This is a genomic window from Sporosarcina sp. P19 (genome assembly GCF_002743165.1).
GTDB classification, from domain to species: domain Bacteria; phylum Bacillota; class Bacilli; order Bacillales_A; family Planococcaceae; genus Sporosarcina; species Sporosarcina ureae.
The window spans coordinates 132,547-144,871 of the sequence record NZ_PDYR01000001.1; the positions used below are offsets into that span (position 1 = coordinate 132,547).

The following is a 12,325-nucleotide window of genomic DNA, read 5'->3' on the forward strand; positions in this document are numbered from 1 at the left end:
TATGAGGAGAGATTTCAATGCCACTAGATTCTATACGGGTACTGGATTTATCCCGCTTGTTACCGGGTCCATACTGTTCGATGCTTCTCGCAGATTTTGGTGCAGAGGTGATCAAAGTGGAAGAGCCTAGCATAGGAGACTATGCGCGGGCGGAATTGCCTAAGGTAGGGGAAGTGAGTGCGCTTTTTCATTCATTGAACCGTGGTAAAAAGAGTATTTGTCTTAATTTAAAAGATGTGGGAGACAAAGAGCGTTTTAAGCAGCTTGTGAAAGGTGCGGATGTTGTGATTGAATCATTCCGGCCGGGCGTCATGAAACGGCTCGGGTTGGATTATGAAATATTGAGCGAAATCAATCCAGGGCTTGTGTATTGTGCGATCACGGGTTACGGACAAGACGGTCCATATGCTACTCAACCCGGTCATGATTTGAATTACATTGGTTATGCGGGGCTACTCGATGTGATGGGGGAACGACATGGTGCGCCACAAATTCCTGCCACGCAAATTGCAGATATAGGAGGAGGTGCGTATCCGGCAGCAATGGGAATCATGCTGGCATTGTTTGAAAAGCAGAAGACCGGTAAAGGACAAATGGTCGATATATCGATGATGGATGGTGTGCTCTCCTGGATGCCCACATTCTTCCCTGGGTTTCTTGCGACAGGACAACAGCCGCAAAGGGGTGAACTGGATTTAAGTGGCAAGCGTGCATCTTATGCTGTGTATGAAACGAAAGACCATAAATGGTTGGCTGTTGGCGCATTTGAATTGAAATTTTGGCGTGCGTTTTGCAAAGTCATAGGAAAAGAAGAATTCGCAGGGAAATTGCATGATCCGGTAGACGTCCAGTTGCAGATGAAAGAAGAGATTACTGCGATTTTATTGCAGAAGACGAGCGCACAATGGATGGAAATATTCGATCAGGTCGCGGCCTGTGTAACACCGGTTCTGTCGTTCGATGACGTACTAGAGGATCCGCAAGTGAAGGCCCGTGGGATGATCCAGGAAGTAGAGGATTCAGAAATTGGACCCGTGACGCATATCGCAACGCCTATTAAGTTGTCGAGAACGCCGGGCAAAATTCAAAGTCCAGCTCCTTCGCTAGGTGAGCATACAGCTGCGGTACTCGGTGAGTAGTAATAAGAACTCGATTCGTATAATGTTGCCATTGGTATTGAAGGGGAAATATTTCGTGTCACGAAAATAGAAACTGTATGTCAATGAGTCTAGTGAGAGAAAGGGGACAATTATAATGGATATCGGCCTATCACTTTCCCGTAATGCACGCAGAATACCTGAGAAAACAGCAATTATTTATGAGGATCGAAGTTTTACGTATCGCGAGCTGAATCAAGAGGTGAATAAACTATCACATGGACTCATTCAACATGGCGTGAAAAAAGGTGACAAAGTAGCGCTCATGATGAAGAACTCAGATGTATTTATTATCGTCTACTATGCCATTTTGAAAGCAGGAGCTATTACGGTACCTGTGAATTTTCGCTTAACCGCTACTGAAGTGTCATATATTTTGGATGACAGTGATGCAAGTGTTGTGTTGTTTGATGAAGAGTATGCTTCATTAATTGATCAAGCAACAACGAAGAATCACAAGATCGATTTGAAAGTCACAACGGGTGCTACAGCAATAAGTGGCCAAGTCCCTTATCAAGATGTATTACAAGACCGTACAGATGATCCCGAAATCTCTGTCGATGAAGCGGATGATGCAGAAATATTATATACATCCGGTACTACTGGCTATCCTAAAGGCGCGTTATTTGATCATCACCGCGTACTTCACGTAGCTTTTAACACCTCTTTAATCCTCAGAATTAATCCCGATGACATATTGCTTCATGCCGCACCGCTGTTTCATTCTGCACAATTAAATTTATTTCTTGTACCAGGAATTTATTTAGGCTGCACACAAGTCGTCCATCAAAACTTCGAACCTCAAAAAGTATTACAAGCTATCGATCGGTATAAAATTAGCTTCTTCTTTGGTGTACCGACAATGTATAATTTCTTGCTACAAGTTCCAGACAAAGAGCAATACGATCTTTCATCTGTTACACGATGTGGGTATGGCGCAGCACCGATGCCTGTCGCTTTGTTAGAACAAACTATGAAGCTTTTCAGCACAGATCAGTTTTACAATATGTGTGGTCAGACAGAAGGTGGACCAGGTGGCGGTGCTTTTCTTCTACCAGCAGATCATAAAGAAAAGATCGGTACTGGCGGGAAAGCTTCACTGAATACGGAAATACGCGTTGTGGATGATCATGGTGAGGATATACTCCCTGGTGAAGTGGGGGAATTTATTATCCAAAGCGAGATGGTTATGAAGGGGTATTATAATAAGCCAGAGGAAACTGCGAAAGCGATCCGAAACGGCTGGCTTTATACCGGGGATTTGGCGACAATCGATGAAGACGGATTCGTTACATTAGTAGACAGAATGAAAGATATGATCGTTTCTGGAGGAGAGAATATTTATTCGACAGAAGTAGAACAGGCGCTGTATAGACACCCTCAATTGCTAGACTCGACGGTAGTTGGCTTGCCGGATCCAGTGTGGGGAGAGAAAGTAGTCGCGATTGTGGTAGCGAAGAAAAATGAAAAGCTCGACTATGCAGAGTTGAAAGCATTCTGCAAAGGCCATTTAGCGGATTATAAAGTACCAGTTGAATTTATCGAGGAACAAGAAATACCTAGGAACGCGTCAGGAAAAGTGTTGAAATATCGTATTCGGGAAGCACTGGTTTCTAATCGACCTGTTAATCCTCACGTATAAAAATAGAAGCTTTCTTAATGGGGAGTAAAGGAGTGACAGATGCATGAAGAGACCATTTATGACGGATGAGCATGAACAGCTCCGGAAATCAGTGCAGAAGTTTTTACAGAAGGAAGCCATACCGTATATAGATGAGTGGGAGAAAGAACAGCAAGTGCCTCGATCATTCTGGAAGAAAGCTGCCGCCCAAGGATTAATCGCACCGTCAGTTGAAGAAAAGTATGGCGGTATAGGTGCTGATTTCGGCTATGCTGTCGTTATTAGTGAAGAGTTTGAAAAAGTGGCAAGCGGTATCGGTGGAATTGGACTTCATAATGATATTGTCATTCCTTATATACAATCCTTTGGTTCGAACGAACAGAAAGAACGTTGGCTTACGAAAGCTGTAACTGGAGATATGATAAGTGCCATTGCGATGACGGAGCCAGGCACAGGTTCCGATCTCGCTGCAGTGCGGACGACTGCAATAAAGAAAGGAGACCGTTACATTATTAATGGGGAAAAGACGTTCATCACGAATGGCTTTTCTGCCGACTTCGTCATTGTGGTCTGTAAAACGGATCCTACCGCATCACCTGCTCATAAAGGCATTAGCTTGCTCGTAATGGAAGAAGGAATGCCAGGGTTTACAAGAGGGAAGAAGCTCAATAAAGTAGGACAGCATGCGAATGATACGAGTGAATTGATTTTTGAAGATGTATCGGTTCCTGCAGAAAACCTTCTGGGCGAGGAAGGGAAAGGGTTCTACTATTTGATGGAGAAACTGCAGCAAGAACGCTTGATGTGCTCCATTCAAAGTGTAGCTTCTGTGCAGAAAATGATCGATATAACGTTAGCGTATGTGAAAGAGCGTCAGGCTTTCGGCAAGCGGATCGGTGATTTCCAAAACACGCAGTTTAACATGGCTGAGATGCAAACGAAGGCAACCATTGGTCAAACATTCGTTGATCGATTAATTATCGAGCATATGCAAGGGAAAAACGTCGTAGATGAAGTATCGATGGCGAAATGGTGGACTAGTGATTTGGCGCAAGATGTGGCGATTCAGTGTATGCAATTTCATGGTGGCTATGGCTATATGGAAGAATACGAAATCGCTAGAAGGTATCGCGATGTGGCAGTCAATTCGATTTACGCCGGAACGAATGAAATTATGAAAGTGATTATCGCGAAGAATATGGGACTATGAAACAAAGCAGGCGAGTAGGATGGATCAGCATATTAGGGTACAAAAAAACGCGATGAACAACTCATCGCGTTTTTTATATTAAGGCTGAATCAATACTTTGATACAACCGTCTTCTTTCTTATCAAAAATGGAATAAGCATCTGCTGCGTCTTCCAATTTTACTTTGTGTGTAATAATATCTGTCGGATTGAATTCTTTTGCTTCGATCTTTTTAAATAGCTCAGGCATTAAGTGAATGACAGGTGCTTGGCCCATACTCAAGGAAACGTTGCGTGTGAAGAAATCGCCAAGTGGGAAGTTGTTTGCATCTGTCGCATAAACGCCTGTTAATTGAACTGTACCAAACTTCCGTACGACTTGTGAAGCTGTGACGATCGGGCTGATCGTTCCGAATTGATTATCTCCACTAGAACCAAATGTTTCCCCTGGTTGCACGGTTCCATCCATACCTACACAATCAATGACGACGTCTGCGCCGCCTTTCGTTTCTTCATGCAATAATTTTCCAATCTCATCATGTTCTTTAAAATTATACGTTTCTACTTTATTCGTCTTTTCCGCATGCTTCAAACGATAATCGACATGGTCTACTGCAATGACTCGTTTAGCACCTTGCATCCAAGCAAATTTTTGTGCCATTAATCCAATAGGGCCGGAGCCGAGAATAATTGCGGTATCGCCTTTTTTCAACCCGCTATGAATGATACTCCAATAAGCTGTAGGAATGACATCAGATAGTAAGGCGAGATGCTCGTCATCTAGCTCACTGTTTTCTGGAACTTTAAATGAAGTGAAGTCTGCGTATGGAACACGTAAATACTCGGCTTGGCCACCTGGGAAGTTTCCGTTCGGCTCAGCAAATCCGAACAGTCCTCCAACTTCTCCGTGCGGATTGGATTCATCACATTGACTTTCCATTTCATGTTGACAGAAGAAGCATTCACCGCACCCTATATTAAACGGAATGACGACTCGGTCGCCTTTCTTTAATGTTTTTACTTCAGAACCTACTTCTTCGACAATTCCCATCGGCTCATGTCCGACTACATAATCTTGTTCGGGCACAATCCCGCCGTGGTACAGATGCAAATCCGATCCACAAATACCGCTTGTCGTAATGCGTACGATTACATCACTATTTTCTTGGATACTTGGAGCTTTCACTTCTTTCGTGACCATTGATTTCTTTCCTTGAAATGTTACTGCTTTCATACCATCACATCCTTTTAGCGTTGTGCTTATTTGGTACCCGCCTATCTTCTATGTAAACTAGATAAGTGAGAATATGATTAGTAGTTCCTAGTGGAGAAGTAGATAGAAAGAAATAGAAACATAATGGTGTATGTATGTTATACGAAGTGTTATAAAGGGAAGTGAAGAACAAGGAGGGATTTTTTCATGTTACAAGAAAGTGAAATGAAACATTTACAACGATCTGTCGATTTAGCAGAAATTGCGTTACATAAAGGAGATCAGCCATTTGGTTCGGTGTTGGTTTCAGCGAGTGGTGAAGTGCTAGCTGAAGATCATAATCGTACAAGTAGTGGCGATCCGACGCAGCACCCTGAATTCGCTTTAGCGCGCTGGGCTGCAGATCATATGGAAGCAGATGACAGAGCGAAGGCGACCGTGTTCACGTCAGGTGAACATTGCCCGATGTGTGCAGCAGCTCATGGTTTAGTCGGTTTGGGACGGATTGTTTATGCTAGTTCATCGAAACAGTTAACGCAGTGGAAGAGAGAAATGGGTGTTACGACGCCTGCCCCTGTGAAAAGTTATCCGATTCAAGAAATGGTTCCTGCTATCGAAGTCGTTGGGCCGGTAGAAGAATATGCAAAGCAAGTGCGAGAGTTGCAACGGAAGTACTATCAGAAGAATAGCTGAAGTTGAGTATGCGAGGAGAGCCGTTTGTTTTGGCTCTCTTTTTATATCAATTGGAGAAAATATATGATGATGTTATATTTTACTATATAATCAAGCTAGATAATTAAATTAACTAGGCAAGTCTTGGATGCATAAAAATTATGGTTGGAGGCCGAAGTTTGATACAGCTCATAAGTTTCTTCATCTTTTGGTACCTAGTCGGTGGCATATTGCCTGCGCTATATATAGGAAAAAGGTTAGGACTAGATTTGCGTGTAGAAGGCAGTGGTAATCCGGGAGCGCGTAATGCGGGAAGAGTGCTTGGGAAGTCGATGTTCTTTGTTGTGTTACTCCTTGATACGATCAAAGGGGCATTGCCGATCATTGTCTCGCGTGCACTTGGATTCAGTCCGGCTATCGTCTTGTTGATGCTTTTTGCGGTCATGCTTGGGCATTGTTTTCCACTGTTTCATCGCTTTCGTGGAGGAAAAGGGGCGGCTTCTTTACTCGGTGGCATGATGGTCTTTCAGCCACTTGTCTTGCTGTTAATTCTTATTTTTACGGGTCTGTTGTACTCGTGGATTCGTAATAAAACGAAAGCCGCTGTGCTTGGGCTGTCAGCAATTGTTCCAGCTATATTGATAGGTTACGGTGAATGGGCGGGGATCGTGGCTGTCTGTTTGTTTGCGCTAATCGTCTATACACATCGTAGTTATTTCATTAACCAGCAAGGGAGGCAATCAATATGACATATTATTATCGACTTGCAATACTTCCGCAAGATACGGAGCGAATTCATCAGTTGAATTATCGGGCGTTTGTGGAAGATATTCCGCAGCATGCATCCAATGAACAGCGTTTGTTGGTCGATCCGTTTCATGAGGAGAATACATATATCGTTTGTTTGAAAGAAAATGAAATAGTCGGGATGTTGGCATTGCGTTCGGCTCGTCCGTTTTCATTGGATAAAAAGATCGGTCCGATTGAGGAGTGGCTTGAACAAAAGCCACAACATCCTGTGGAAATCAGATTGCTTGTAGTGGATCGAGCGCATCGTCGTGGTCGTGCGTTTTTTGGTTTAATGCAGGGGCTAGTGAATTGGTGCAAGCATGCAGGATATGATGCAGCTGTGATTTCGGGTACGGTGCGTGAGCTGAAGCTTTATGATCATATGGGCTTTCAGCCATTTGCCGATCCGGTCGGTACGGAGGAAGCGAAATATGTGCCAATGATATCGTCGTTCGCCACGTATGAAAAAAGTGCAGCGAAACGTCTTGTTGCACCGACCGTGAACTTTCTGCCTGGTCCACCGAAAATTGCTGAAAGTGTAAAAGCGGCTTTTGCTAATGAAGCGTTTTCTCATCGTTCGGCTGAATATGCAAGATTATTTGCCACTGTAAAACGTCAATTGCTCGACTTAACCGGAGCAAACTACGTACAGTTGTTACAAGGAACAGGGACGCTTGCGAATGATGCGGTGGCGGCTCAGCTATCTAGAATAGGGGGACGTGGACTCATTATAGTCAATGGAGAATTTAGTCAGCGGTTATGTGATCATGCGAAGCGTTTTGGTTTAGCTTTTGATTGCTTGGAGCAAGAATGGGGAGAAGCGTTATCCATCGATCAATTGGCAGAGCAATTGGATTCTCAAGAATATAGTTGGCTGTGGATGGTTCATTGTGAAACGTCGACTGGTGTCTTACATGATTTAGAAGAGATTACAGCACTTTGTCGCGCACGTGCTGTCCGAATTGCAGTGGACTGTGCGAGTTCAGTCGGAACGGTGCCAGTGAATTTCCATGACGTCGATTTCGCTTCTTCTGTTAGCGGTAAAGGACTGGCTTCGTACGCCGGGCTTGGTCTAGTATTCCATCAAGATGCGATAGAGCCGGATGAAACGATTCCGCGCTATTTGGATCTCGGTCAATATGAGAAATATGAAGGAATTCCGTATACACAGTCGTCTAATATAGTAGTTGCGTTACATCAGTCACTTGAAAATATATTGTTGGATCCGCAACAACGTTATCAGCGTATTCGCTATTGCGAAGATCGCTTGCGTGAAGGCGTTGAAGAGTTGGGGGTAGAGGTGTTGGCGCCGAAAGAGTGTGCAAATCCAGGTATTCTGACGTTCGTACTACCGGAAGAGAAAAGCTCTAAGCGTCTCGGTGACGATTTACTTCTGAATGGCTACCGCACACATTATGAAAGTAGTTACTTACAAGAGCGTAATTGGTTGCAAGTGGCGACAATGAATGAACCGTCAGATGAAGAGATGGAGAGATTTTTGGAATTGTTGCGTTGTTTGCTAGGAGTTGGGTAACGTCCATCGATTATACAAAACAACAATCCCTTTCATCTCGCCATTATTTTTAACACTTTATTGAAAAGTAACGAAATATGGAAAAATAATAAAGAGGCACAAACACCAAGTATGAAAACATTGGATATTAGTAAGCTCGAGACTTCTCCATCAATTAGTAACGAAATGAATAACAGGATCCCTACAATTAATAATCCTCCGGCTATATAGATCAGGAAGTATATTATATATTTCTGAACTTCATTACGAAACTTGATTTTTTCGAAATATATATCTACATAATGCGAATACGTTATTCCTCCAATTATATAAGTGGGTATGGAATAAAGGAAATATAGTACGAATAGTGCGTCATAAGGGAAATACCCAACGTCAGCTTGTTGTTGCGCTGAGGGGGTGTATTCGTAAAAAGCTAACGATAAAGAAAATACGATGGCGGAAAGTATGGCGATCATAAGTTTTCTTAGAAACTTCATTTACTCCACCTCTGTTTATGCAATGACATTAAATTTAGTGTGTTGATAATAAAAGGGTACGATAGTGGTCACGACCCGTTGACCTGCGCTTCAGCCGGACGCGTGTCCTATGGGCGGGCGGTGAACCATACTCCTCGCTTCGCTCGCTAGGTGTTTCACCTGTCAATGCAAAGACGTGCTCCTCCCGCTACGCTTCACTCGCAAAAGCCGTTCTTCGTTACGGCTCTCGCTGATCCTCTCGGAGTCGCGGGCTGTAACGAAGATCAACTAAGCGAGTGCAAATAAAAGATGTTAAACAATCGCGCCCTGTTAATGTAGTAAGTATAATAAGTTGCATCCTGTGTTATAGGATTGCTATTTATCTATAACAATGGATAATTTATAGTTTGCATAGTTATTTAATTCTTTCAGAAATTGACTCATTAATTCTGTGGATGGAAATTTACATTCAAGAATGTAACAACCATCTCCACTGATTTTATAATTATTTATTAAATATTTCTCTTGCGTTTTTAGAAATGACAGATAAGGTTGATGAAAAATGCTCTCTGTAATAATCGTGATAAATGCATGTATATTAAAACCTAATTTGACTTGGTTAACTTTAATTGTATAAGCCTCAATAACTCCCAAATCCTCTAATCTTGCCACCCTAGCTGAAGTAGCTGGTCCAGTCAAATGTACTCTCTCACCCAATTCTTTCATTGTAATTCGACTGTTCTTGGAGAGTTCTTCTAGGATTTTTATATCCGTATTATCTAACATTTATTTAACTCCTTTCATTAATAAAGTGAATCGGCCAAAAGACTTTATTTTATCCATGTATCCGTCTATGGGTCTAGTATAGACTATAGATTGTTCAAAGAAAATCTCAAAAAAGGAGTTAATTAAATATGAATATACAACTTATTCGCAATGCTACACTCGTTGTTCAGTACGCAGGTAAAAAGTTCTTAATAGACCCAATGTTAGCGGAAAAAGGAACTTTGCCTGCTTTTGGACCTGAGGTAGGCTTACCTGATGCACCAAGACAAGATCAGAAGAATCCTTTGGTAAGCTTGCCAACATCCGTTGAGACTATTATCCAAGATATTGACGCAGTGATCGTCACTCATCTGCATCCTGACCACTGGGATATAGCAGCTGTAGAAGCATTGCCAAAGGACATTAAATTATTCTCCCAAAATGAAGAAGATGCAACAGAAATACGCAATGCTGGTTTCTATAATGTCGAGGTTTTGCAAGAGGATACCGTTTTTGAGGATGTCCAATTGACTAAAACAAAAGGCGAACACGGAAGAGGCGAAATCTTAAAAGCTGCTGGTTACGTATGTGGAGTTGTTTTTAAACACTCATCGGAGAAAACATTATATCTTGCTGGAGATACGGTTTGGTATGATGCCGTTCAGGAAGTAATTAACACACATAAGCCTGAAATTATTGTCGTAAATGCTGGAGATAATCAATTCTTAATAGGCGGTTCTTTAGTAATGGGGAAAGATGATGTCTATGAAGTCTATAAGGCTGCTCCGGACGCAAGAATTATTTCGGTTCATATGGAAGCTGTCAATCATTGGACATTATCAAGAGAAGAATTAAAAAGCTTTATTAATGAAAAAGGGATCCCATCTAATGTTTTAGTGCCAGATGACGGTGAATCATACTCATTTTAAAATAAAAACAGACAGATATTTTTCTGTCTGTTTTTTTGTTATTACCTGTAATGAGCAATTTAAATTAAGCAAACCTACTTACGTTACTTTAAGTGATAAGTTTCACTAGCAAACTTTAACTTAGCGAGTCAATTTTCTTAAACGGTATTGTTCTGTTAAATGGTCCGTTTGCTTAATAAGCCAACCTCTTATAATTTACTTTAGCATAAAACTCCTTTTCACATCGACGTTTTTTATTATTTCAAAACTCTATTCTATGAACCATTCCATTCATCAAGGAACAAACATTTAATAACGTAATTAGCAGGGGGAAATAAATCTATGCGTTGTTGATTATTTGCCTAACCATTTAAAGACAACTATTGATAGTTTTCTTTAGCGTTAATTCAAAAACAAAATAGGGACATCCACTCATGTACGAATTGCGTCCCCAGATGCCATGCATTTTTAAAATCCATTCCATCTACCGAACCCGTATCTCCATAAGAACAGCATGTTACCTATGCCGATTCACTTTTTCAGCCCTTGGCCAAATGAAGTAGGAGAGTGAAACGACCATATCAAGGCCAACGATGAGCGCCCATAACTTCAGCATTTGTGATAGCGCTTCTGTTTTATTGGCATCTCCAATTAGGTAAATCATAGCAAACAAGAATCCGCCACCGATGATAAATGCTAGTACATGTTGCAGCGCACCTTTCACGGAATGGCGCGCATGCACATATCCAGTTTTCTTCGCAGGTTTTGTGCCTTGCTTCTTGATGTAGTAAAGGAAGCGTTCGTCCGCCCAGCGAATCATACTTTTTCCGAATGCGATGGATACACCGAGATAAATCGCCGCAATGGCATGAACTTGTGTGGCAACAGCTCCGTTATAAAGATCGGTAGCCGTGACGACTAGCAATAGTAAATCGATGACTGGTGTTAATGCTAGGAAAAATAAGCCGAGCCGTTTTTTGTTGAAAACATATCGTGTAATGAGACCGGCAAGAATGACGACCCAAAAGCCTAGTTCACAAGCAATAATTGTCCAAGCAATGAAATCCATTCAATCACCTCTTTTAGTAGAGTGGTATTGGTTATGCATATCATAGCATAAATATTTCGAATTGTTTTTGTACCTCGTCTCTTTTACTAGTTGAACACTATCTTCTAGCGTATTTCATTACACTAGCTGAAAGCATAAAGAAAATGATAGTGGTAAGTAGTAGATACATCACACTGATTAAAGGAGAGATTTGCCAACCATTTACTTTGAAAACTACTCCCATGTTCAACTGAAAGCTTTCTTTCATTTCGACGGGTGCTTGAGCGAATGCCTCAGTCATTGGAGCGTCCATGAGAATTTGGCGAAGCAAAGCGGCGATATGAGAGATCGGGAAAATTTGTATCATGCTTTGTAAATAGGCAGGTAAAGTGCCGATTGGAATGTAGATGCCGGTAAGGAAACCGATTAATGTGCCAATTAATGTACTAGCAGCGGCAAATGCATTAGAGGTTTTAAAGAAAATGACGAGTAGAGAAATCATTGAACCAGCAGTCAAAACCGCTAGAAATAGTACGCCTACCGATTGAATGAGTTGTGTGAATGAAAGTAAAGGCTCACCAGTGGCGAAAAGCATTGCGTTTGCTACGAGAAGGGTCATGATGCACATGAGAAATCCTATGGAGAGTGAACTGATTATATAGCCACCTAGTAGTTGGGATTGTTTGGTGGGCGTAACACGGAAATCTTTATAGGCATTGGTTGCTTGATCATTTACCATGACACTGAATGCTCCTAATGTTGTAGTCACGCTCGTCACCGTGACTACACCCGCGATAATCCAAGACAACAGGAGCCAATGCTTCGCTGGAAAGTCCGGCACCCCATCCGCGATCAAATCGCCAAGAAAGAATACATAGAGTGCAATCAAGATGAAGACAGCTAGCAATGAGAAAAACACTGCAGACTTATCTCGAAAATAGAGCAGTAAATTTCTTTTGGCAAAAGTCAGCATGA

Annotated in this window: 11 protein-coding genes; 7 read left to right on the forward strand and 4 right to left on the reverse strand. The window is 41.9% G+C overall.

Annotation, left to right across the window (positions count from 1 at the left end; all coding sequences use genetic code 11):
* Positions 1-17: 17 nt before the first annotated feature.
* From CSV74_RS00655 to CSV74_RS00665, 3 genes are all read left to right on the forward strand, one after another.
* Positions 18-1,139, forward strand: coding sequence for a CaiB/BaiF CoA transferase family protein (locus tag CSV74_RS00655; protein WP_099690225.1), 1,122 nt, complete (start codon positions 18-20; stop codon positions 1,137-1,139).
* A gap of 115 nt (positions 1,140-1,254) precedes the next feature.
* Positions 1,255-2,799 (forward strand): class I adenylate-forming enzyme family protein, encoded by a 1,545-nt coding sequence (locus CSV74_RS00660; RefSeq protein WP_099690226.1) that lies wholly within the window; start codon positions 1,255-1,257, stop codon positions 2,797-2,799.
* Positions 2,800-2,842: 43 nt separating this feature from the next.
* Positions 2,843-3,988 carry an acyl-CoA dehydrogenase family protein gene (locus CSV74_RS00665; protein ID WP_099690227.1) on the forward strand — a complete coding sequence of 382 codons (1,146 nt, stop codon included), beginning with the start codon at positions 2,843-2,845 and terminating at the stop codon, positions 3,986-3,988.
* 78 nt (positions 3,989-4,066) lie between these two features.
* Here the strand turns inward: CSV74_RS00665 and CSV74_RS00670 are convergent, their stop codons facing one another.
* A complete protein-coding gene (locus CSV74_RS00670; RefSeq protein WP_099690228.1) occupies positions 4,067-5,200 on the reverse strand; it encodes an alcohol dehydrogenase catalytic domain-containing protein in 1,134 nt (377 codons plus the stop codon).
* 186 nt (positions 5,201-5,386) lie between these two features.
* Between CSV74_RS00670 and CSV74_RS00675 the strand changes: the two genes are divergently transcribed.
* The 3 genes from CSV74_RS00675 to CSV74_RS00685 all read left to right on the forward strand — a co-directional run bounded on the left by CSV74_RS00675 (position 5,387) and on the right by CSV74_RS00685 (position 8,174).
* On the forward strand, positions 5,387-5,872 hold the full coding sequence (locus tag CSV74_RS00675) for a nucleoside deaminase (protein ID WP_099690229.1): 486 nt from the start codon (positions 5,387-5,389) through the stop codon (positions 5,870-5,872).
* A gap of 158 nt (positions 5,873-6,030) precedes the next feature.
* Positions 6,031-6,600, forward strand: a complete 570-nt coding sequence (locus CSV74_RS00680; RefSeq protein WP_158231721.1) for a glycerol-3-phosphate acyltransferase — start codon at positions 6,031-6,033, stop codon at positions 6,598-6,600.
* The gene (locus CSV74_RS00685; RefSeq protein WP_099690231.1) at positions 6,597-8,174 is read left to right on the forward strand and encodes an aminotransferase class V-fold PLP-dependent enzyme; all 1,578 of its coding nucleotides are present in this window, start codon (positions 6,597-6,599) and stop codon (positions 8,172-8,174) included. The genes CSV74_RS00680 and CSV74_RS00685 overlap by 4 nt, the downstream gene beginning before the upstream one ends.
* Before the next feature lie 830 nt (positions 8,175-9,004).
* Here the strand turns inward: CSV74_RS00685 and CSV74_RS00695 are convergent.
* Positions 9,005-9,415 (reverse strand): Lrp/AsnC family transcriptional regulator, encoded by a 411-nt coding sequence (locus tag CSV74_RS00695; RefSeq protein WP_099690233.1) that lies wholly within the window; start codon positions 9,413-9,415, stop codon positions 9,005-9,007.
* 128 nt (positions 9,416-9,543) lie between these two features.
* On the opposite strand from CSV74_RS00695, the gene CSV74_RS00700 reads away from it, so the two are divergent.
* The gene (locus tag CSV74_RS00700) at positions 9,544-10,323 is read left to right on the forward strand and encodes an MBL fold metallo-hydrolase (protein ID WP_099690234.1); all 780 of its coding nucleotides are present in this window, start codon (positions 9,544-9,546) and stop codon (positions 10,321-10,323) included.
* A gap of 496 nt (positions 10,324-10,819) precedes the next feature.
* Here CSV74_RS00700 and CSV74_RS00705 read toward each other — a convergent pair whose 3' ends face one another.
* Both CSV74_RS00705 and CSV74_RS00710 read right to left on the reverse strand, forming a co-directional pair.
* Complete coding sequence (locus tag CSV74_RS00705; protein ID WP_099690235.1) at positions 10,820-11,371, reverse strand: hypothetical protein; 552 nt, start codon at positions 11,369-11,371, stop codon at positions 10,820-10,822.
* A gap of 97 nt (positions 11,372-11,468) precedes the next feature.
* Complete coding sequence (locus CSV74_RS00710; RefSeq protein WP_099690236.1) at positions 11,469-12,323, reverse strand: ABC transporter permease; 855 nt, start codon at positions 12,321-12,323, stop codon at positions 11,469-11,471.
* Between the last annotated feature and the right edge of the window lie 2 nt (positions 12,324-12,325).